At 58.5% G+C, this 22,675-nt stretch carries 8 protein-coding genes and 6 rRNA genes; 12 read left to right on the top strand and 2 right to left on the bottom strand.

Annotated features, from left to right (window positions below; all coding sequences use genetic code 11):
• Positions 1 to 155 precede the first annotated feature (155 nt).
• Complete coding sequence (gene trhO / locus ACU4IU_RS05465; protein ID WP_446656080.1) at positions 156 to 1,067, top strand: oxygen-dependent tRNA uridine(34) hydroxylase TrhO; 912 nt, start codon at positions 156 to 158, stop codon at positions 1,065 to 1,067.
• Between the two features lie 95 nt (positions 1,068 to 1,162).
• On the opposite strand, the gene ACU4IU_RS05460 is transcribed toward trhO, so the two are convergent.
• A complete protein-coding gene (locus ACU4IU_RS05460; protein WP_446656079.1) occupies positions 1,163 to 2,179 on the bottom strand; it encodes an epimerase in 1,017 nt (338 codons plus the stop codon).
• A 536-nt stretch (positions 2,180 to 2,715) separates the two neighbouring features.
• Here ACU4IU_RS05460 and ACU4IU_RS05455 point away from each other — a divergent pair.
• From ACU4IU_RS05455 to ACU4IU_RS05415, 9 genes are all read left to right on the top strand, one after another.
• Positions 2,716 to 4,243, top strand: a 16S ribosomal RNA gene (locus ACU4IU_RS05455).
• Positions 4,244 to 4,661: 418 nt separating this feature from the next.
• Positions 4,662 to 7,777, top strand: a 23S ribosomal RNA gene (locus ACU4IU_RS05450).
• 186 nt (positions 7,778 to 7,963) lie between these two features.
• A 5S ribosomal RNA gene (gene rrf / locus ACU4IU_RS05445) occupies positions 7,964 to 8,082 on the top strand.
• Together the 16S, 23S and 5S rRNA genes form the textbook arrangement of a ribosomal RNA operon.
• Positions 8,083 to 8,498: 416 nt before the next feature.
• Positions 8,499 to 8,792, top strand: a complete 294-nt coding sequence (locus tag ACU4IU_RS05440) for a helix-turn-helix domain-containing protein (RefSeq protein WP_139906987.1) — start codon at positions 8,499 to 8,501, stop codon at positions 8,790 to 8,792.
• Positions 8,789 to 10,030, top strand: a complete 1,242-nt coding sequence (locus ACU4IU_RS05435; protein WP_446656078.1) for a type II toxin-antitoxin system HipA family toxin — start codon at positions 8,789 to 8,791, stop codon at positions 10,028 to 10,030. The genes ACU4IU_RS05440 and ACU4IU_RS05435 overlap by 4 nt, the downstream gene beginning before the upstream one ends.
• Before the next feature lie 567 nt (positions 10,031 to 10,597).
• Positions 10,598 to 12,125: ribosomal RNA gene (locus ACU4IU_RS05430) — 16S ribosomal RNA — on the top strand.
• A gap of 418 nt (positions 12,126 to 12,543) precedes the next feature.
• Positions 12,544 to 15,659 (top strand): 23S ribosomal RNA (locus tag ACU4IU_RS05425).
• Positions 15,660 to 15,845: 186 nt separating this feature from the next.
• Positions 15,846 to 15,964, top strand: a 5S ribosomal RNA gene (gene rrf, locus ACU4IU_RS05420).
• 247 nt (positions 15,965 to 16,211) lie between these two features.
• A complete protein-coding gene (locus tag ACU4IU_RS05415; protein ID WP_446656077.1) occupies positions 16,212 to 17,261 on the top strand; it encodes a DoxX family protein in 1,050 nt (349 codons plus the stop codon).
• Between the two features lie 78 nt (positions 17,262 to 17,339).
• Here ACU4IU_RS05415 and ACU4IU_RS05410 read toward each other — a convergent pair whose 3' ends face one another.
• Positions 17,340 to 18,458: a DUF6882 domain-containing protein gene (locus ACU4IU_RS05410; protein WP_446656076.1), complete on the bottom strand. Its 1,119-nt coding sequence runs from the start codon at positions 18,456 to 18,458 to the stop codon at positions 17,340 to 17,342.
• A 216-nt stretch (positions 18,459 to 18,674) separates the two neighbouring features.
• On the opposite strand from ACU4IU_RS05410, the gene ACU4IU_RS05405 reads away from it, so the two are divergent.
• Entirely contained in the window at positions 18,675 to 20,408 is a 1,734-nt protein-coding gene (locus ACU4IU_RS05405; RefSeq protein WP_139470429.1) for an ABC transporter ATP-binding protein, read from the top strand.
• A 1-nt stretch (position 20,409) separates the two neighbouring features.
• Positions 20,410 to 22,536, top strand: a complete 2,127-nt coding sequence (locus ACU4IU_RS05400) for an ABC transporter ATP-binding protein (RefSeq protein WP_446656075.1) — start codon at positions 20,410 to 20,412, stop codon at positions 22,534 to 22,536.
• The last annotated feature ends 139 nt before the right edge of the window (positions 22,537 to 22,675 follow it).

The following is a 22,675-nucleotide window of genomic DNA, read 5'->3' as shown; positions in this document are numbered from 1 at the left end:
TCGGGGCCCTTTCATACGACACGGCACTCACGGCCAATCTTAGCCGTGTCCTCACCGCGGGGGCGAAGCGCGTCCACGGGCGGACCACCTCGGCGCGGGTAGGGACCGTTCCCCGCTGGGAATAGGACTGTCGCACCCCACTTAGAATGGGAGCCATGGCAACTCCCAAGATCGTCCTGTTCTACGTCTTCACCCCGCTGCCCGACCCCGAAGCGGTCAAGCTGTGGCAGCACACCTTGGCCGAGAGCCTCGGGCTCAAGGGGCGGATCATCGTGTCGAAGGACGGGATCAACGCCACTGTCGGCGGGGACATCTTCGAGGTGAAGCAGTACGTGCGGGCAACGAAGTCGTACGCGCCTTTCAAAGGTGCGGACATCAAATGGTCGAACGGTCAAGGCGATGACTTCCCGCGGCTGAGCGTGAAGGTCCGCGACGAACTCGTCACCTTCGGCACTCCTGATGAGATCACGGTGACCGAAGACGGAGTCCAAGGCGGCGGCCAGCACCTCAAGCCCGGAGCCCTGCACAAACTCCTCGACGAACGCGGCGAGGAGGTCGTCTTCTTCGACGGCCGCAATGCGATGGAGGCGCAGATCGGGAAGTTCCGGGACGCGATCGTTCCCGACACCGACACCACGCGTGACTTCATCGCCGAGATCGAATCCGGCAAATACGACGACCTCAAAGACAAACCCGTCGTCACCTACTGCACCGGCGGAATCCGCTGCGAGGTCCTGTCCGTGCTCATGAAGAACCGCGGGTTCGAAGAGGTCTATCAGCTCGACGGCGGCATCGTCCGCTACGGCGAGACCTTCGGCAGCTCCGGCTACTGGGACGGTTCGCTGTACGTCTTCGACAAGCGCATGCACGTCGAGTTCGGTGACAATGTCGAATCCATCGGGCATTGCGTGTCCTGCGACAGGAAGACGCCGGAGTTCGTCAACTGTGCGAACCTCGAGTGCCGCAGACAGTACCTGCGGTGCGCCGATTGCACGGAGAAGGGTCTGCAGCCCTATTGCGCCGACTGCGTCGAGCAGGGAATCCCCGCCGAGGCGGCAGTCGGCTGAGCGTGCGATCCTGCCGTTCCCCGGAGGTGGGGGCGGCGTTCCCCGGAGGTGGGGGCGGCGTTCCCCCGAGGTGGGGGAGTGCCGTACCCGACTCTTCAGCGCAGCAGGTGCTTTGCCGCCGCCTCGATGTCGGTCCACCTGAAGTCGAACCCGGCCGTTTCGAGTCGTTTCGGCAGCACCCACCGACTCTTGAGCACGAGTTCCGACTCCTGACGCAGGACGACCATCCCGATCTCGAGCAGCCACCTGGGAGCAGGAATCCCCACGGGCATACGCACTGCCTTGCGCAGCGCTTTCATCAGTGAGCGATTGTCCGAGACCTGTGGGTTCGAGACGTTGATCGGGCCACTGAGTTCGTCGTGTTCGTCGATGAACCGGATTGCCCGGAGCACGTCGTCGATATGGACCCAGCTGAACCGCTGTCGTCCGTGAGTGGGCGGGTGTCCTCGCCAGACCGTCGGCCCGGAAGCCGCCGGGCCGATCCCGCGATAGCGCCGGTGCGGGAACCAGCGCCCTTCATGCTGGGCTCCTCCCGCGCCGAATCTGGCCGCGGTGGCCAACATGTTCAACGCCGCTCCGTCACCGAGCACGATCGCCATCCGCAGCGCGACTCGTCTGGTCGCGGGCAGATCTCCGGCAAAGATCTCCTTCTCCCAGGCCTTGGCGATGTCGACCGAGAACCCTTCGCCGATGTCGCCGTCGTCCTCGGTCTGCGGTCGATCCATCGAGTGACGGTAGATGGTGGCCGTGCTCGAATTGATCCACAGACGCGGCGGCACCGAGGCGGCTGCCACCGCAGTATTGAGAACGCGTGTCGTATCGACGCGGGAATCCCAGATCACCTGTCGATTGGCATCCGTGTACCGACATCCGACGCTCCGGCCGGCGAGGTTGATAAGCAGGTCGGCACCGTCGATGAGTTCGGCGATTCGGTCGGGACGGTCCCAGGTGGCGTCGGCGGAGTCAGGGGAGCGGCCGATCGTCCGCGTCGCGTACCCCCAAGCGCTGAGCGCATCGAGCAGCTCTCCGCCGATGAACCCCGATGCCCCGGCGACGACGGCGATCGGGGCCTGGGCGCTTGTCAGCGATGTGTCTGTGGGTAACGTGCTCATACTCAGGACGCTAGCACCCCGCATTGGCGGGGATGTCGATGCGGCAACGAGGCTGTGTGGTGGGTGTCACGTGGAGAAAGTCGGTTTTGGATTTGCACGGTGGCTCTGGGGTGGTCTAGAGTTATATCTCGTTGCCCCGCCGGAAACACCGTCTTCGAGACAGAGTTTCCACCGGGTCTGACCAGGACAAACACGGTTTGGTCCAAGGGTTCAGGACACCGGGTGGGTGACACACAATGAAACTGATACCCCCAGTGAACACGCTCGGTTTTCGGGTGGTGGTGATGGGTGTGTGTTTGTGGTTTGAGAATCCAATAGCGTGTTTGTTTGAACAAGTTGTGATGCCAGAACATTTTTATTTTCTGGTAAGACAATCACCTGGCCAAACAGTGGTTCACCCTCGTGTGGGTTGTTCTTCGCCGAACCTCCCACAGCATATGGGTGGATGGTGTGTTTGGTCAGTTATTTTGTGGTCAACCTTCTCACCCCGTGAGGGGTTGGCTGTCTTGCTGGGATTCATTCGTAACATAAAGTTTTTTATGGAGAGTTTGATCCTGGCTCAGGACGAACGCTGGCTGCGTGCTTAACACATGCAAGTCGAACGCTGAAGCCGACAGCTTGCTGTTGGTGGATGAGTGGCGAACGGGTGAGTAACACGTGAGTAACCTGCCCCTGATTTCGGGATAAGCCTGGGAAACTGGGTCTAATACCGGATATGACCAATCTTCGCATGAGGGTTGGTGGAAAGTTTTTCGATCGGGGATGGGCTCGCGGCCTATCAGCTTGTTGGTGGGGTAATGGCCTACCAAGGCGACGACGGGTAGCCGGCCTGAGAGGGCGACCGGCCACACTGGGACTGAGACACGGCCCAGACTCCTACGGGAGGCAGCAGTGGGGAATATTGCACAATGGGGGAAACCCTGATGCAGCGACGCAGCGTGCGGGATGACGGCCTTCGGGTTGTAAACCGCTTTCAGCAGGGAAGAAGCGAAAGTGACGGTACCTGCAGAAGAAGTACCGGCTAACTACGTGCCAGCAGCCGCGGTAATACGTAGGGTACGAGCGTTGTCCGGAATTATTGGGCGTAAAGAGCTCGTAGGTGGTTGGTCACGTCTGCTGTGGAAACGCAACGCTTAACGTTGCGCGTGCAGTGGGTACGGGCTGACTAGAGTGCAGTAGGGGAGTCTGGAATTCCTGGTGTAGCGGTGAAATGCGCAGATATCAGGAGGAACACCGGTGGCGAAGGCGGGACTCTGGGCTGTAACTGACACTGAGGAGCGAAAGCATGGGGAGCGAACAGGATTAGATACCCTGGTAGTCCATGCCGTAAACGTTGGGCACTAGGTGTGGGGGACATTCCACGTTCTCCGCGCCGTAGCTAACGCATTAAGTGCCCCGCCTGGGGAGTACGGTCGCAAGGCTAAAACTCAAAGGAATTGACGGGGGCCCGCACAAGCGGCGGAGCATGCGGATTAATTCGATGCAACGCGAAGAACCTTACCAAGGCTTGACATACACTGGACCGTTCTGGAAACAGTTCTTCTCTTTGGAGCTGGTGTACAGGTGGTGCATGGTTGTCGTCAGCTCGTGTCGTGAGATGTTGGGTTAAGTCCCGCAACGAGCGCAACCCTCGTTCTATGTTGCCAGCACGTGATGGTGGGAACTCATAGGAGACTGCCGGGGTCAACTCGGAGGAAGGTGGGGATGACGTCAAATCATCATGCCCTTTATGTCTTGGGCTTCACGCATGCTACAATGGCTGGTACAGAGAGAGGCGAACCCGTGAGGGTAAGCGAATCCCTTAAAGCCAGTCTCAGTTCGGATCGTAGTCTGCAATTCGACTACGTGAAGTCGGAGTCGCTAGTAATCGCAGATCAGCAACGCTGCGGTGAATACGTTCCCGGGCCTTGTACACACCGCCCGTCAAGTCACGAAAGTCGGTAACACCCGAAGCCGGTGTCCCAACCCACTTGTGGGAGGGGGCCGTCTAAGGTGGGACTGGTGATTGGGACTAAGTCGTAACAAGGTAGCCGTACCGGAAGGTGCGGCTGGATCACCTCCTTTCTAAGGAGCACACATTAAGATCCTCATGGTATGACCCGTATGTGGTCATCATGAGAGCTCAAGGGTGGAACATCACTTCTTCCGCTCGCCCACACAGCCCGGCTGGGGTCAATGCCCCGGGTGCGGTGAGTGATCGGGTGGGCTAGAACGAACACGTTATTGGGTCCTGGAATCACAAACCCCACACGATTGTGTGGGTGTGGTTTCAACCAACAGGACCAACCCGACCAACAGGCAGCCACAGTGTGGGTGTGTGGTGGTGGGTGTTTGGTAGTGGTTTGAGAATCGTATAGTGGACGCGAGCATCAAACACCATATTTGTGTGGTGTTTATGTAATGTGATTTTTCTTGTCATCATCTAGTTAAGGTGAATGAAGCAATATTTTTCGCGCACATGAAGCCGGCCCTTTTGGGGGTTGGGTGAGTGTGTAAGAGCGCATGGTGGATGCCTTGGCATCAGGAGCCGATGAAGGACGTGGAAATCTGCGATAAGCCTCGGGGAGCCGATAAACAGGCGTTGATCCGAGGGTCTCCGAATGGGGAAACCCCGCCACTCGTGAGGGTGGTGACCCGTGTCTGAATATATAGGGCATGTGGAGGGAACGCGGGGAAGTGAAACATCTCAGTACCCGCAGGAAGAGAAAATAACAATGATTCCGGGAGTAGTGGCGAGCGAAACTGGATGAGCCTAAACCTGTGCAGTGTCAAGCGTGCTGGTGTTGCTGCAGGGGTGTTGTGGGGTGTACGTGGTCCGGTCCAGCATGGCCGGTCTGTGAGTGTTGTTGGTGTAGTCGAACCTGGTGGGAAACAGGACCGGAGTGGGTGAGAGTCCCGTAGACGAAACGCTGACTGTTCGCAGTGTGTGCATGCCCGAGTAGCACGGAACTCGTGGAATTTCGTGTGAATCTGCCAGGACCACCTGGTAAGGCTAAATACTTCCTGATGACCGATAGCGGATAAGTACCGTGAGGGAATGGTGAAAAGTACCCCGGGAGGGGAGTGAAAGAGTACCTGAAACCATGTGCTTACAATCCGTCAGAGCAGTATCTAGATGACTGTGATGGCGTGCCTTTTGAAGAATGAGCCTGCGAGTTAGCGGTGCGTGGCGAGGTTAACCCGTGTGGGGTAGCCGTAGCGAAAGCGAGTCCGAATAGGGCGATCCTAGTCGCGTGTCCTAGACCCGAAGCGGAGTGATCTAGCCATGGGCAGGGTGAAGCGTGTGTAAGAGCGCGTGGAGGCCCGCACCCACTTCAGTTGAAAATGGAGGGGATGACCTGTGGTTAGGGGTGAAAGGCCAATCAAACTCTGTGATAGCTGGTTCTCCCCGAAATGCATTTAGGTGCAGCGTTGCGTGGTTCTTGCTGGAGGTAGAGCTACTGGATGGCTGATGGGCCCTACCGGGTTACTGACGTCAACTAAACTCCGAATGCCAGTCAAGGTTCAGCGTGGCAGTGAGACAGTGGGGGATAAGCTTCATTGTCGAGAGGGAAACAGCCCAGACCATCAACTAAGGCCCCTAAGCGTGTGCTCAGTGGGAAAGGATGTTCAGTTGCGAAGACAACCAGGAGGTTGGCTTAGAAGCAGCCACCCTTGAAAGAGTGCGTAATAGCTCACTGGTCAAGTGATTGAGCGCCGATAATGTAGCGGGGCTAAGTACACCGCCGAAGTTGTGGCAGCACCACAATCGCCGTAATGGTGTGGTGTTGGGTAGGGGAGCGTCGAGTTGCCGGAGAAGCTGCCGTGTGAACGAGTGGTGGAGGCGATTCGAGTGAGAATGCAGGCATGAGTAGCGAAAGACGGGTGAGAAACCCGTCCACCGGATGACCAAGGGTTCCAGGGCTAGGCTAATCCGCCCTGGGTAAGTCGGGACCTAAGGCGAGGCCGACAGGCGTAGTCGATGGACAACCAGTTGATATTCTGGTACCGACACACAACCGACAGTACCAAAACACACGATACTAACCATCCAATTCCTCCTTTGAGTCTTCGGACTTGATGTTGGGGTTGCGGGTGGGACCTGAGTGTGGAGTCGGTAAGCGTGAGGTGTGACGCAGAAAGGTAGCCAGGCCGTGCGATGGTAGTCACGGTCTAAGGTTGTAGCACGTGGGGGTAGGTAAATCCGTCCCCGCATAGAGTGTGAGAGCTGATGGGCGCCCCACATTGGTGGGGTGATCTGGTGATCCTCTGCTGCCGAGAAAAGCATCGACGTGAGGGTGTGTGTTGCCCGTACCCTATAACCGACACAGGTGGTCGAGTAGAGAATACTAAGGTGATCGAGAGAATCGTGGTTAAGGAACTCGGCAAAATGCCCCCGTAACTTCGGGAGAAGGGGGACCATCCCGGTGAACCCACCATGCGTGGGGATGTGCTGGTGGTGGTCGCAGAGGCCAGAGAGAAGCGACTGTTTATTAAAAACACAGGTCCGTGCGAAGATGTAAGTCGATGTATACGGACTGACGCCTGCCCGGTGCTGGAAGGTTAAGAGGACCTGTTAACCCGTAAGGGTGAAGCGGAGAATTTAAGCCCCAGTAAACGGCGGTGGTAACTATAACCATCCTAAGGTAGCGAAATTCCTTGTCGGGTAAGTTCCGACCTGCACGAATGGCGTAACGACTTCTCTGCTGTCTCAACCACGAACTCGGCGAAATTGCATTACGAGTAAAGATGCTCGTTACGCGCAGCAGGACGGAAAGACCCCGAGACCTTCACTATAGTTTGGTATTGGGATTCGGTGTGGTTTGTGTAGGATAGGTGGAAGACTGTGAGGCCCTGACGCTAGTTGGGGTGGAGTCGATCGGTGAAATACCACTCTGACCATAGTGGATTCCTTAACTTCGGACCCTGATCGGGTTCAGGGACAGTGCCTGATGGGTAGTTTAACTGGGGCGGTTGCCTCCTAAAGAGTAACGGAGGCGCCCAAAGGTTCCCTCAGCCTGGTTGGCAATCAGGTGTCGAGTGTAAGTGCACAAGGGAGCTTGACTGTGAGACGGACGTGTCGAGCAGGAGCGAAAGCTGGGACTAGTGACCCGGCCATGGCTTGTGGAAGCGTGGTCGCTCAACGGATAAAAGGTACCTCGGGGATAACAGGCTGATCTTGCCCAAGAGTCCATATCGACGGCATGGTTTGGCACCTCGATGTCGGCTCGTCGCATCCTGGGGCTGGAGTCGGTCCCAAGGGTTGGGCTGTTCGCCCATTAAAGCGGTACGCGAGCTGGGTTTAGAACGTCGTGAGACAGTTCGGTCCCTATCCGCTGCGTGCGTAGGAAATTTGTGGAGGTCTGTCCTTAGTACGAGAGGACCGGGACGGACGAACCTCTGGTGTGCCAGTTGTTCCGCCAGGAGCATGGCTGGTTGGCTACGTTCGGGATGGATAACCGCTGAAAGCATCTAAGCGGGAAGCCGGCTCCGAGATGAGATTTCCAACCAACTTTTGTTGGGGGAGGTGTCCTATAGATGATGGGGTTGATAGGCCGGGTATGGAAGCACTGTAAGGTGTGGAGTTGACTGGTACTAATACACCGATCACTCATCAACTTTTTCCCTTTAGTGGGGTTGGTGTGTGCGAAGAGTCTTTATTCGCCTTTCTGGTTGTGATGAGAGAATGCGCCCCGTTTTGTGGGGTGTGCATGACATAGTTTTTGGTGTTCGCGTTCGCTGTGCGGTTCTTGGACCACTACCGCTGACAATCCTTTGTGGGTTGTGGTGGTGGTTTGTTGGTTTTGCGGTGGTGATAGTGGTGGGGAAACGCCCGGTTAACCGTTCCGATCCCGGTAGCTAAGCCCATTCGCGCTGATGGTACTGCAACTTGGTGGTTGTGGGAGAGTAAGTGACTGCCGCAATATTTTTTAAGGTGATGGCCTCGTCCAGTTTTTGGGCGGGGCCATTACTGTATTCACGCATGGGTGTGGTGTTTGTGTTCGTGTGTGGGCGGGTCGCCCGTGCTTATTACTACCTGACGGGGGTACTGCTACCTGGCGCGGGGTTGCTGGGCCGCCGTCAGGTAGTAATAGGGAGGTAGTAAATGGCCTCGTTCAACTCCCAATGGGAGTCGGACGAGGTCATTCGTGTATTCTCCGGCTCGTGGCCGGCCAACTGAGAGTGGTGTTGTCACGGACGTTCAGAGATCTTGTGGAGTCCAACCGGACAGCAGCCGGCCACCGATCCTCCCGAAATCAACATTGCCGGGTAGTCTAATGACGCGTATTCTAGTCTTTAATGAATCATATGGTGTTTATTGCACTCATAAGGAGCCAGAATGAGCGTCACTCGCCAGGTGGATCGCCGCCTCACCGAGATCGGATCCGCGATTCGTCGGTGGCGACTCATGCAGTCGTTGAAGGCTGTCGAAGTCGCAGAGCGGGCCGGCATCTCTCGATCGACGCTCCAGAAAGTCGAACGTGGTGACGCGGGGGTATCAATCGGCGCAGTGATGTCGGTTATGCAGGCACTCGGACAGCTCGACCACGTTTCCGCCTCATTCGATCCTCTGAGCACCGACGTCGGCAGACTGCGCTCTGCTGAAACGCTTCCAGACAGGGTCCGTCGATGAGTGAGCAGATCCGGGTTGAGATGGACCAGGGCGGAACGACGGTATTCGTCGGCACTGCGTACTTCCACATCGCACGGCGGCATATCTCGACGACGTTCAAATACTCCGATGAGTACGCGGGAACTCGATGGGCCTATTCCATCGACCCGGAGCTCCCACTGTCGACAGCCCCATTCAACGTAACCGGTCTGCCGGGAGCCTTCGCCGACTGCTCTCCTGACCGGTGGGGTCGTAACCTCGTTGCGAAGGAGCATCGGCGGCAGGTCGCCGAGGGCGTCGTCCGTGATCGCCGCCTGACCGACATCGACTTCCTGCTCGGAGTCAGCGATCGCACTCGTCAAGGGGCTCTGCGATTTCGTCGTGCTGCTGACGAGGACTTCCTCAGCCCGACGAGCCGTGTACCTAAGCTACTCTCCCTGCCCGAGCTGCAGCGGGCTGTTGATGGTGCCGCAGAAGGGGCGGGCACGGCTGTGAAGCGCCTTCTTGACGCTGGGACAGGGTCTCTGGGAGGGGCGCGGCCCAAAGCTTCTGTGGCGGACGATGAGGGACGACTGCTGATTGCGAAGTTCTCCCGACCCGGTGACGATCGAGACGTCATCGCGTGGGAGAGCCTGGCACTCGAACTTGCCCGTAGGGCCGGAATCGATACCTCTGCATCTCGGTTGCTGAGCGTCGACGAGAGATCCGTGCTTCTTCTGCAGAGGTTCGATCGCACGACCGGCCGTCGGATCGGATATATGAGTGCGATGACAGCAGCCGGGCGTCGAGACGGGGAGCCCGGTGACTATCTCGATATCGTCGAAGCTATCGAAGACCACAGCCGGCGCTGGCGCAGCGACTGTGCGGAACTGTATCGCCGAGTGGCATTCTCAGTTGCATTGCACAATACGGATGATCATTTGCGTAACCATGGCTTCATACGGGCGGACGCGGGATGGCAACTGAGCCCGGCTTTCGACATCAACCCGGAACCGGAGTCCGCGCTCGAACGGCAGACCGCGATCAACGGCGTTGTGTCCGCGGAGATCGAGGCGGAGGCGCTGCTCGAATTCGCCTCTCTCTGCCATCTGACGAAGCCAACTGCTGTGTCTGTGCTCAATGAGGTCGTGAGCGCGGTCGAAGGGTGGAGGTCGCTGGCTGTAGAACGCGGGATCCGACGGGCAGAGACCACCGAGATGGGAACCGTCATCGACACGCAGCTCGCACGTCTGCGCAAAGCTATCCGCCCGGTCAGCTGAATCGCGGGGCGTGCGGGCTCGGTTGAGCCAAGGACTGATGGCGAGCCTGCCTCTTCGTAGGGGCGGTCGGCGTGGTTCCGGGGGTGTGTGGTGGGTGTCACGTGGAGAAAGTCGGTTTTGGATTTGCACGGTGGCTCTGGGGTGGTCTAGAGTTATATCTCGTTGCCCCGCCGGAAACACCGTCTTCGAGACAGAGTTTCCACCGGGTCTGACCAGGACAAACACGGTTTGGTCCAAGGGTTCAGGACACCGGGTGGGTGACACAAAATGAAACTGATACCCCCAGTGAACACGCTCGGTTTTCGGGTGGTGGTGATGGGTGTGTGTTTGTGGTTTGAGAATCCAATAGCGTGTTTGTTTGAACAAGTTGTGATGCCAGAACATTTTTATTTTCTGGTAAGACAATCACCTGGCCAAACAGTGGTTCACCCTCGTGTGGGTTGTTCTTCGCCGAACCTCCCACAGCATATGGGTGGATGGTGTGTTTGGTCAGTTATTTTGTGGTCAACCTTCTCACCCCGTGAGGGGTTGGCTGTCTTGCTGGGATTCATTCGTAACATAAAGTTTTTTATGGAGAGTTTGATCCTGGCTCAGGACGAACGCTGGCTGCGTGCTTAACACATGCAAGTCGAACGCTGAAGCCGACAGCTTGCTGTTGGTGGATGAGTGGCGAACGGGTGAGTAACACGTGAGTAACCTGCCCCTGATTTCGGGATAAGCCTGGGAAACTGGGTCTAATACCGGATACGACCTCCTGACGCATGTTGGGTGGTGGAAAGTTTTTCGATCGGGGATGGGCTCGCGGCCTATCAGCTTGTTGGTGGGGTAATGGCCTACCAAGGCGACGACGGGTAGCCGGCCTGAGAGGGCGACCGGCCACACTGGGACTGAGACACGGCCCAGACTCCTACGGGAGGCAGCAGTGGGGAATATTGCACAATGGGGGAAACCCTGATGCAGCGACGCAGCGTGCGGGATGACGGCCTTCGGGTTGTAAACCGCTTTCAGCAGGGAAGAAGCGAAAGTGACGGTACCTGCAGAAGAAGTACCGGCTAACTACGTGCCAGCAGCCGCGGTAATACGTAGGGTACGAGCGTTGTCCGGAATTATTGGGCGTAAAGAGCTCGTAGGTGGTTGGTCACGTCTGCTGTGGAAACGCAACGCTTAACGTTGCGCGTGCAGTGGGTACGGGCTGACTAGAGTGCAGTAGGGGAGTCTGGAATTCCTGGTGTAGCGGTGAAATGCGCAGATATCAGGAGGAACACCGGTGGCGAAGGCGGGACTCTGGGCTGTAACTGACACTGAGGAGCGAAAGCATGGGGAGCGAACAGGATTAGATACCCTGGTAGTCCATGCCGTAAACGTTGGGCACTAGGTGTGGGGGACATTCCACGTTCTCCGCGCCGTAGCTAACGCATTAAGTGCCCCGCCTGGGGAGTACGGTCGCAAGGCTAAAACTCAAAGGAATTGACGGGGGCCCGCACAAGCGGCGGAGCATGCGGATTAATTCGATGCAACGCGAAGAACCTTACCAAGGCTTGACATACACTGGACCGTTCTGGAAACAGTTCTTCTCTTTGGAGCTGGTGTACAGGTGGTGCATGGTTGTCGTCAGCTCGTGTCGTGAGATGTTGGGTTAAGTCCCGCAACGAGCGCAACCCTCGTTCTATGTTGCCAGCACGTGATGGTGGGAACTCATAGGAGACTGCCGGGGTCAACTCGGAGGAAGGTGGGGATGACGTCAAATCATCATGCCCTTTATGTCTTGGGCTTCACGCATGCTACAATGGCTGGTACAGAGAGAGGCGAACCCGTGAGGGTAAGCGAATCCCTTAAAGCCAGTCTCAGTTCGGATCGTAGTCTGCAATTCGACTACGTGAAGTCGGAGTCGCTAGTAATCGCAGATCAGCAACGCTGCGGTGAATACGTTCCCGGGCCTTGTACACACCGCCCGTCAAGTCACGAAAGTCGGTAACACCCGAAGCCGGTGTCCCAACCCACTTGTGGGAGGGGGCCGTCTAAGGTGGGACTGGTGATTGGGACTAAGTCGTAACAAGGTAGCCGTACCGGAAGGTGCGGCTGGATCACCTCCTTTCTAAGGAGCACACATTAAGATCCTCATGGTATGACCCGTATGTGGTCATCATGAGAGCTCAAGGGTGGAACATCACTTCTTCCGCTCGCCCACACAGCCCGGCTGGGGTCAATGCCCCGGGTGCGGTGAGTGATCGGGTGGGCTAGAACGAACACGTTATTGGGTCCTGGAATCACAAACCCCACACGATTGTGTGGGTGTGGTTTCAACCAACAGGACCAACCCGACCAACAGGCAGCCACAGTGTGGGTGTGTGGTGGTGGGTGTTTGGTAGTGGTTTGAGAATCGTATAGTGGACGCGAGCATCAAACACCATATTTGTGTGGTGTTTATGTAATGTGATTTTTCTTGTCATCATCTAGTTAAGGTGAATGAAGCAATATTTTTCGCGCACATGAAGCCGGCCCTTTTGGGGGTTGGGTGAGTGTGTAAGAGCGCATGGTGGATGCCTTGGCATCAGGAGCCGATGAAGGACGTGGAAATCTGCGATAAGCCTCGGGGAGCCGATAAACAGGCGTTGATCCGAGGGTCTCCGAATGGGGAAACCCCGCCACTCGTGAGGGTGGTGACCCGTGTCTGAATATATAGGGCATGTGGAGGGAACGCGGGGAAGTGAAACATCTCAGTACCCGCAGGAAGAGAAAATAACAATGATTCCGGGAGTAGTGGCGAGCGAAACTGGATGAGCCTAAACCTGTGCAGTGTCAAGCGTGCTGGTGTTGCTGCAGGGGTGTTGTGGGGTGTACGTGGTCCGGTCCAGCATGGCCGGTCTGTGAGTGTTGTTGGTGTAGTCGAACCTGGTGGGAAACAGGACCGGAGTGGGTGAGAGTCCCGTAGACGAAACGCTGACTGTTCGCAGTGTGTGCATGCCCGAGTAGCACGGAACTCGTGGAATTTCGTGTGAATCTGCCAGGACCACCTGGTAAGGCTAAATACTTCCTGATGACCGATAGCGGATAAGTACCGTGAGGGAATGGTGAAAAGTACCCCGGGAGGGGAGTGAAAGAGTACCTGAAACCATGTGCTTACAATCCGTCAGAGCAGTATCTAGATGACTGTGATGGCGTGCCTTTTGAAGAATGAGCCTGCGAGTTAGCGGTGCGTGGCGAGGTTAACCCGTGTGGGGTAGCCGTAGCGAAAGCGAGTCCGAATAGGGCGATCCTAGTCGCGTGTCCTAGACCCGAAGCGGAGTGATCTAGCCATGGGCAGGGTGAAGCGTGTGTAAGAGCGCGTGGAGGCCCGCACCCACTTCAGTTGAAAATGGAGGGGATGACCTGTGGTTAGGGGTGAAAGGCCAATCAAACTCTGTGATAGCTGGTTCTCCCCGAAATGCATTTAGGTGCAGCGTTGCGTGGTTCTTGCTGGAGGTAGAGCTACTGGATGGCTGATGGGCCCTACCGGGTTACTGACGTCAACTAAACTCCGAATGCCAGTCAAGGTTCAGCGTGGCAGTGAGACAGTGGGGGATAAGCTTCATTGTCGAGAGGGAAACAGCCCAGACCATCAACTAAGGCCCCTAAGCGTGTGCTCAGTGGGAAAGGATGTTCAGTTGCGAAGACAACCAGGAGGTTGGCTTAGAAGCAGCCACCCTTGAAAGAGTGCGTAATAGCTCACTGGTCAAGTGATTGAGCGCCGATAATGTAGCGGGGCTAAGTACACCGCCGAAGTTGTGGCAGCACCACAATCGCCGTAATGGTGTGGTGTTGGGTAGGGGAGCGTCGAGTTGCCGGAGAAGCTGCCGTGTGAACGAGTGGTGGAGGCGATTCGAGTGAGAATGCAGGCATGAGTAGCGAAAGACGGGTGAGAAACCCGTCCACCGGATGACCAAGGGTTCCAGGGCTAGGCTAATCCGCCCTGGGTAAGTCGGGACCTAAGGCGAGGCCGACAGGCGTAGTCGATGGACAACCAGTTGATATTCTGGTACCGACACACAACCGACAGTACCAAAACACACGATACTAACCATCCAATTCCTCCTTTGAGTCTTCGGACTTGATGTTGGGGTTGCGGGTGGGACCTGAGTGTGGAGTCGGTAAGCGTGAGGTGTGACGCAGAAAGGTAGCCAGGCCGTGCGATGGTAGTCACGGTCTAAGGTTGTAGCACGTGGGGGTAGGTAAATCCGTCCCCGCATAGAGTGTGAGAGCTGATGGGCGCCCCACATTGGTGGGGTGATCTGGTGATCCTCTGCTGCCGAGAAAAGCATCGACGTGAGGGTGTGTGTTGCCCGTACCCTATAACCGACACAGGTGGTCGAGTAGAGAATACTAAGGTGATCGAGAGAATCGTGGTTAAGGAACTCGGCAAAATGCCCCCGTAACTTCGGGAGAAGGGGGACCATCCCGGTGAACCCACCATGCGTGGGGATGTGCTGGTGGTGGTCGCAGAGGCCAGAGAGAAGCGACTGTTTATTAAAAACACAGGTCCGTGCGAAGATGTAAGTCGATGTATACGGACTGACGCCTGCCCGGTGCTGGAAGGTTAAGAGGACCTGTTAACCCGTAAGGGTGAAGCGGAGAATTTAAGCCCCAGTAAACGGCGGTGGTAACTATAACCATCCTAAGGTAGCGAAATTCCTTGTCGGGTAAGTTCCGACCTGCACGAATGGCGTAACGACTTCTCTGCTGTCTCAACCACGAACTCGGCGAAATTGCATTACGAGTAAAGATGCTCGTTACGCGCAGCAGGACGGAAAGACCCCGAGACCTTCACTATAGTTTGGTATTGGGATTCGGTGTGGTTTGTGTAGGATAGGTGGAAGACTGTGAGGCCCTGACGCTAGTTGGGGTGGAGTCGATCGGTGAAATACCACTCTGACCATAGTGGATTCCTTAACTTCGGACCCTGATCGGGTTCAGGGACAGTGCCTGATGGGTAGTTTAACTGGGGCGGTTGCCTCCTAAAGAGTAACGGAGGCGCCCAAAGGTTCCCTCAGCCTGGTTGGCAATCAGGTGTCGAGTGTAAGTGCACAAGGGAGCTTGACTGTGAGACGGACGTGTCGAGCAGGAGCGAAAGCTGGGACTAGTGACCCGGCCATGGCTTGTGGAAGCGTGGTCGCTCAACGGATAAAAGGTACCTCGGGGATAACAGGCTGATCTTGCCCAAGAGTCCATATCGACGGCATGGTTTGGCACCTCGATGTCGGCTCGTCGCATCCTGGGGCTGGAGTCGGTCCCAAGGGTTGGGCTGTTCGCCCATTAAAGCGGTACGCGAGCTGGGTTTAGAACGTCGTGAGACAGTTCGGTCCCTATCCGCTGCGTGCGTAGGAAATTTGTGGAGGTCTGTCCTTAGTACGAGAGGACCGGGACGGACGAACCTCTGGTGTGCCAGTTGTTCCGCCAGGAGCATGGCTGGTTGGCTACGTTCGGGATGGATAACCGCTGAAAGCATCTAAGCGGGAAGCCGGCTCCGAGATGAGATTTCCAACCAACTTTTGTTGGGGGAGGTGTCCTATAGATGATGGGGTTGATAGGCCGGGTATGGAAGCACTGTAAGGTGTGGAGTTGACTGGTACTAATACACCGATCACTCATCAACTTTTTCCCTTTAGTGGGGTTGGTGTGTGCGAAGAGTCTTTATTCGCCTTTCTGGTTGTGATGAGAGAATGCGCCCCGTTTTGTGGGGTGTGCATGACATAGTTTTTGGTGTTCGCGTTCGCTGTGCGGTTCTTGGACCACTACCGCTGACAATCCTTTGTGGGTTGTGGTGGTGGTTTGTTGGTTTTGCGGTGGTGATAGTGGTGGGGAAACGCCCGGTTAACCGTTCCGATCCCGGTAGCTAAGCCCATTCGCGCTGATGGTACTGCAACTTGGTGGTTGTGGGAGAGTAAGTGACTGCCGCAATATTTTTTAAGGTGATGGCCTCGTCCAGTTTTTGGGCGGGGCCATTACTGTATTCACGCATGGGTGTGGTGTTTGTGTTCGTGTGTGGGCGGGTCGCCCGTGCTTATTACTACCTGACGGGGGTACTGCTACCTGGCGCGGGGTTGCTGGGCCGCCGTCAGGTAGTAATAGGGGTGGGGAATGTCTTGGGGAATAGTCCGGAGAACCTTACTGCAGGACAAGTCGTTTTGTCAGTAATGTGAACATTATGACGACGAACGATACTGCACTGCATGCACAATCAGCGGAGCCGGACGCTCTACAGGCTCGGTCACGGTCGCGCTGGATCGGTATCCTCTGGGCCCTGCATTGGCTGCTGCGCATCGGATTGGCGATGGCGCTCCTGCCCTACGCCTGGACGAAGGTCTTCCACGTTCAGATGGGCTATGCCGACTATGCCGACGCAATAGTCCAGTACGGCGAGATGAGCCCCATGGGGCTGCTGTGGCGTTTCATGGCCTTCTCCCCGACCGTTCAATTCCTGGCGGGCCTGGCCGAGCTTCTCGCGGTCAACCTGCTGCTCTTCCGTCGTTCTGCCTGGCTCGGCGCACTCATCGCAGCTCTGGACATGAGCGTGGTCTTCCTGCTCAACCTGACGTTCGACGTGCCGGTGAAGCAGCTCTCAGGAGCGATGGCCCTCGTCGGTCTCATCCTTCTCATCCCCAACGTGCCCCGAGTCGTGAGTTTCGCATTCGGGCGCAGCGTCGGGCCGGCAGTCAACGGCCTCATCTGGCACAACCGGATCTTCGTTCGCATCACCCGCTGGGTCTCCCCGATACTCGCTGTTGTCATCATCGTCGGCAGCGGACTGGCCACCGGAATCAGCCTCAATTGGGGCCGCCCTGGCGCTCCTGAGGAGATCTCAGGCGTCTATACCGTCACCGCGTCAGGCAAGCCCGCCCTGATCGAGGGCACTGACCATACAACCGAGGACATCACTCAGATCGCCTTCGGGCAGATCGGATCGGGCAAAGGCAAGAGAATGAGTGTGCGGTACTCCGACGGAGACTTCCAGGATGGTGTCTACAGCGTCGATGGCCAGTCGATCACAGCGAAGCTCTACCCCGTCCGGAAAGGCGCTCAGACGCTTATCCGCGATTCCTCAGGTACGGTCGAGTTCCAGTACTCGGAGGTAGGAGAAGGGGAGTTCTCTCTGCGAGCAGGGGAATCGGAACTGACGCTGCGCAATGATGAGGAGCGAAGGTTCCTCTTCGATCGAGGATTCCGCTGGGGACCCGAAACACCCGTCAATCGCTGAAAGCCGATAAATCAATGGGGTCCCGCCGATCGGCGGGGCCCCAAGCATCCGTCAGGGATGCAACTGCTCAGCGGCGCATCAGCGTCCGAACAGCTTGGAGAACAGGCCTTTCTTCTTCGGCTTGGCGTCCTTGCTCGGTTCTTCCTCGACCGAAGTCTCCGTCTCGGCGGGTTCGACAGGCCCGTCTCCGAGTGGCCGCTCGTCTTCCGGCCGCTGCTCTCCGCGTGCGGTATCCGAAGCCTCCGCCGCAGGCCCTGCAGCTTCGTCGGTCTGAGCTTCGGCCGTCGGGGTCGCCTCCGCTGCCGGCTTCTCGTCTGGCACGGACTCCGTGGGCGCAGTTTCCGCCGTTTCCCCTGCCGAGGCCGGTGTCGGTGTCGTGGGTGTCGACGCAGGTGGTGCGGCAACATCCTTCGCAGCGGGAGCGGAAGTCGACTCGGTCGTGCGAGAGGCGGCGGCCGCGTCGGCGGGGGTGCCTGTGGGTTCCGCGGCGGCGTACTGCTCGGCGGCCTCGCCCTCCAGCGGCGCATTCAGGTCGCAGTTGGAGATGCGACGCTGATCGTCGAAGGACAGGTCGGCCGAGCCGTCGGCGAACAGCATCCGCAGGCCACCTTCGGGAAGCTCTGCCGTCGGAATGCCGCGTTTGGCGACGTACGCGTCGATGGCCGCGCGGTGGTCGGTCACCGTCGTCTGCGTCAGTCCCTGCATGAGCGCCCGCACAGAGACCTTGACCTGCGGTGCGGGCAAGGCGATCTCGGCGGCATCGACGAGGAGCCAAACAGTGGTTCCGGCGCCGGCGGCGGCAGGATAGTGGGCCCACTTATCGGTGGCCTCCTTCGACGCCAGGGTCAGCCGCAGTGCGAGCTCCTCATCGAGGGAGAGCTCAGGTGTCGTGAGCTCGCTGACGTCCTCAGCGGCCCCGAACTTGCGCACCTCGTGGGAGAGCCCGACGACGGCGTCGGGGAAGTCATTGACGTTCTCCCAACCCCACAGCCACGTCTTCTCCCTGCCTGACTCCGAACCGAGCAGATGCGGCCGGGTGCGCAGGACGGCGCCCTCGGTCGACGTGAACGTCAGGTGCGGGTCGGAGCTGAAGTCGACTTCCCACTCGGCGTCGGCGATGAGCGCACCGAAATGCGTCTGCACCTCCGTCGAATAGAAGACGGCACGATTGACCAGGTCCTGCAGAGTTGAGCTCATGCTTTCAAGCGTATGCGGGAGCGCCCGAGAAGCGAGGAGGCACGCGGTGCGAAGGCCGTGTCAGTGCCTCATGGTGAAGTGGAGGTCGTGGCAGAACGCCCCCGATCAGCCGCCGGCTCGTCTATCTCTGAGAGGAGAATCAATGTAAGGTAGTCTGTTGCGCTTCGCAACTCTCACGACTCCATCATCAGCCGCTCTTCACTCAGGACGTTCAACGTGGCATTACTCCGCCTGTCCCTGAAATACGCCAAAAACTACTGGCCGTTCATCATTCTGGTCGTCATCCTGCAACTGGCCTCGACCATCGCAGCACTGTACCTGCCCAGCCTCAATGCCCGGATCATCGACGAAGGAGTCGCCAAGGGCGATACCGACTTCATCTGGTCGACGGGCATGACGATGCTGCTCGTCTGCCTCGTGCAGGTCGTCACCGCGATCACCGCGATCTACTTCGGCGCCCGGACGGGAATGGGCGTCGGCCGCGACCTCCGCAGAGCCATCTACCGTCAGGTCGACGACCTGTCGATGCTCGAAGTCGGAAAATTCGGATCCGCCACCCTCATCACCCGCAACACCAACGACGTCCAACAGGTTCAGATGCTCGTGCTCATGACCCTGAACTTCATGGTCTCGACACCGATCATGTGCATCGGCGGCATCATCATGGCCCTGCGGGAAGACGCCGGACTGTCCTGGCTGGTGTGGGTGTCCGTGCCCGTCCTGTTCATCGTCGTCGCCATTCTCGTCTACCTCCTCATGCCGCTGTTCCGCCGCATGCAGGACCAGGTCGACGACATCAACGGCGTTCTGCGCGAACAGATCACCGGTATCCGCGTCATCCGTGCCTTCGTCCGTGAGCCCTTTGAGACCGACCGCTACGCCGATGCCAACCGTGCCCTGACCGAAACTTCGGTCAAGGTCGGCAACCTGTTCGTGCTCATGTTCCCCGCCATCATGATGATCCTCCATCTCGCGACCGCCGCCGTCCTGTGGTTCGGTGGCCACCGCGTCGACGCCGGACAGATGGAAGTGGGATCGCTGACCGCGTTCCTGCAGTACCTGCTGCAGATCCTCGTAGCCGTGATGATGGGCGTATTCATGATGATGATGATTCCGCGCGCCGTCGTCTGCGCCGAACGCATCGCCGAGATCCTCGACACCCGCAGCACGATGACCATCCCTGCCGGTGTCAGGGAGCTGCCCGGTCGCGGTGAGCTCGAATTCCGCAATGTCACCTTCGGATATCCCGGCGCCGAGGTGCCTGTGCTCGAAGGACTGAACTTCACCGCCCAGCCCGGAACGACGACCGCGATCATCGGATCGACCGGTTCCGGCAAGTCGACGATCGTCAACCTCATCCCCAGACTCATCGACCCGCAGGTCGGTGAGATCCTCATCGACGGCACCCCCGTCACCGAGTTCAACCGCCACCAACTGGCCCAGCTCATCGGTCTGGTGCCGCAGAAGCCGTACCTGTTCTCCGGCACGATCGCCTCGAACCTGCGCTTCGGGAATGAAGACGCCACCGATGAAGAGCTGTGGGAGGCCCTGCGCATCGCTCAGGCCGACGACTTCGTGGCTGAGAAAGAAGACAAGCTCTCAGAACGCGTCGCCCAGGGAGGCACGAACTATTCCGGTGGGCAGCGGCAGCGTCTGTGCATCGCCAGAGCCCTGACGGTGAAGCCGCAGATCTACGTCTTCGACGATTCGTTCTCCGCCCTCGACGTCGCCACCGACGCCCGCCTGCGGGCCGCCCTCGACGAATCGACGGGGGACGCCACCGTCATCGTCGTTGCCCAGCGTGTATCGACGATCCGGGACGCCGATCAGATCATCGTCCTCGAAGCCGGGAAGATCGTCGGCCGCGGCACCCATGAGGAACTCGCCGAGACGAACCCGACCTACCGCGAGATCATCGAATCCCAGCTGACCACGGAAGAGGTGAACTGACATGGCCGACAACAACTCAACCGAAACTGTGGTGGCTGGGGAAGACGAATACATCCCCAGCGGCGAGGAACTGGAGATGAGCGGAGGCACACCTCCGCGCAAGGCCAAGCACTTCTGGCCATCGGTCAAGCGTCTGTTCGGACTCATGGCCACGGAGAAGAAGGGCATGTTCTACGTCGTCGCCCTCGTCGTCGGCTCCGTCGTGCTCACCGTCATCGCGCCCAAGGTCCTCGGCAAGGCGATGGACGTCGTCTACTCCGGAGTCATCGGCGCTCAGCTGCCCGCTGGTGCGAACATCGACGACATCATCGCCGGGGCCCGCGCCGAGGGCCGAGACGACTTCGCCGATATGCTCGCCACCGCCGAGGTGGTGCCCGGGCAGGGGATCGACTTCACGGCGCTCGGTCAGATCATCATCGCCGTCCTGCTCATGTACCTCGTGGCCTCGATGCTCATGTGGGCGCAGGGGTATATCCTCAACGCCCTGGTCATGCGCGTGGTCTACCGTCTGCGTGAGGACATCGAACGCAAGATCAACCGACTGCCGCTGCGCTACTTCGACACCCGTCAGCGCGGCGACGTGATGTCGCGAGTGACCAACGACGTCGACAACATCCAGCAGGCCCTGCAGCAGGCATTCTCTCAGCTCGTGCAGTCGGCGCTGACGATCATCGGCATCGGCGTGATGATGTTCATCGTGTCCTGGCAGCTCGCACTGCTGGCTCTCATCGCTCTGCCGCTGTCGGCGATCATCGCCGGCGTCATCGGCACCCGTTCGCAGAAGCTGTTCAAGGCGCAGTGGAAGCACACCGGTGAGGTCAACGGGCACGTGGAAGAGTCATTCTCCGGTCTTGACATCGTCAGGGCCTTCGGCCGTGACGAGGTCATGCTCGAGGAGTTCGACCGTCGCAACGAATCGCTGTACAAGGCTTCGGCAGGAGCACAGTTCGTCTCCGGCATGATCATGCCCTCGATGCAGTTCGTGTCCTACCTCAGCTATGTCCTCATCGCCGTCGCCGGCGGCCTCAAGGTCGCGACGGGACAGATGACGCTCGGTGATGCAACCGCGTTCATCCAATACTCGCGCGAGTTCTCGCAGCCGATCTCCGAAATGGCAGGTGTGGCAAATATGCTCCAGTCCGGTGTCGCCTCGGCGGAGCGGACCTTCGAACTGCTCGACGCCGAGGAAGAGGACCCCGACGAGGTGCAAAGGGAGCTGCCCCCGCGTACTCCGGGCAAGGTCGAATTCTCCGAAGTGAGCTTCCGCTACGCTCCGGAGACGCCTCTCATCGAAAAGGTGTCCTTCACCGCCGAACCGGGACATACGGTGGCGATCGTCGGCCCGACCGGCGCCGGAAAGACCACCTTGGTCAACCTCGTGATGCGCTTCTACGAGATCACGGGCGGAACCATCTACCTCGACGGCATCGACACCCGCGACCTCAGCCGGGCCGACCTCCGCTCACATGTGGGCATGGTGCTCCAGGATGCGTGGCTGTTCGAAGGCACCATCGCCGACAACATCCGCTACGGCCGGTTGGGCGCCACCGATGAGGAAGTCGTCGTAGCCGCCAAGGCGACGATGGTCGACAGGTTCGTGCGCCAGCTGCCCGACGGCTATGACACCGTCATCGATTCCGACGGCGGCAGCGTCTCGGCCGGCGAACGGCAGCTCATCACCATCGCTCGAGCGTTCCTCGCCGACCCCTCACTGCTCATCCTCGACGAGGCGACCTCATCGGTCGACACCCGCACCGAGGTGCTGGTGCAGCAGGCGATGGCAGCGTTGCGAACCGATCGGACGTCGTTCGTCATCGCCCACCGGCTGTCGACGATCCGTGACGCTCACACCATTCTCGTGATGGAGGACGGAGCGATCGTCGAACACGGCAACCACGAGCAGCTGCTCGCGGCAGAAGGCGCCTACCACCGGCTGTACATGTCGCAGTTCCGCGGGGAGGACGCCGAGGAGCAGTTCACTGCCGAGGTGCTCGCCGAGGCCGATGCCGACGCAGGTGCACCGCTCGACGAGGCTGCGGCCTCCGACAGCGACAGCACGGACGGACCGGATACCGAAGGTGAAAGCCACGAGGCGCCAGCAGAGGAAGGCCGCTCTCCGCAAGCCTGATCGTTCCGAGCAGTGGCAGGGTCCCCGAGCTTGAGCTCGGGGACCCTGCATCGCATTCACCGCAGAAATCAGATGGTGTGCGAAAATCCGACATAACGTTTTTCAGGGTATGAATGCCGAAGTCGATCCAAATGTGACA

It is taken from the genome of Brevibacterium sp. CSND-B09, from assembly GCF_052906525.1.
This window is presented reverse-complemented; position numbering and strand designations above follow the sequence as displayed.

Excerpts from the sequence above, each read along its gene's own strand:
- trhO (WP_446656080.1), top strand. The coding sequence starts at position 156 with ATGGCAACTCCCAAGATCGTCCTGTTCTACGTCTTCACCCCGCTGCCC.
- ACU4IU_RS05460 (WP_446656079.1), bottom strand. The coding sequence starts at position 2,179 with ATGAGCACGTTACCCACAGACACATCGCTGACAAGCGCCCAGGCCCCG.
- ACU4IU_RS05440 (WP_139906987.1), top strand. The coding sequence starts at position 8,499 with ATGAGCGTCACTCGCCAGGTGGATCGCCGCCTCACCGAGATCGGATCC.
- ACU4IU_RS05435 (WP_446656078.1), top strand. The coding sequence starts at position 8,789 with ATGAGTGAGCAGATCCGGGTTGAGATGGACCAGGGCGGAACGACGGTA.
- ACU4IU_RS05415 (WP_446656077.1), top strand. The coding sequence starts at position 16,212 with ATGACGACGAACGATACTGCACTGCATGCACAATCAGCGGAGCCGGAC.
- ACU4IU_RS05410 (WP_446656076.1), bottom strand. The coding sequence starts at position 18,458 with ATGAGCTCAACTCTGCAGGACCTGGTCAATCGTGCCGTCTTCTATTCG.
- ACU4IU_RS05400 (WP_446656075.1), top strand. The coding sequence starts at position 20,410 with ATGGCCGACAACAACTCAACCGAAACTGTGGTGGCTGGGGAAGACGAA.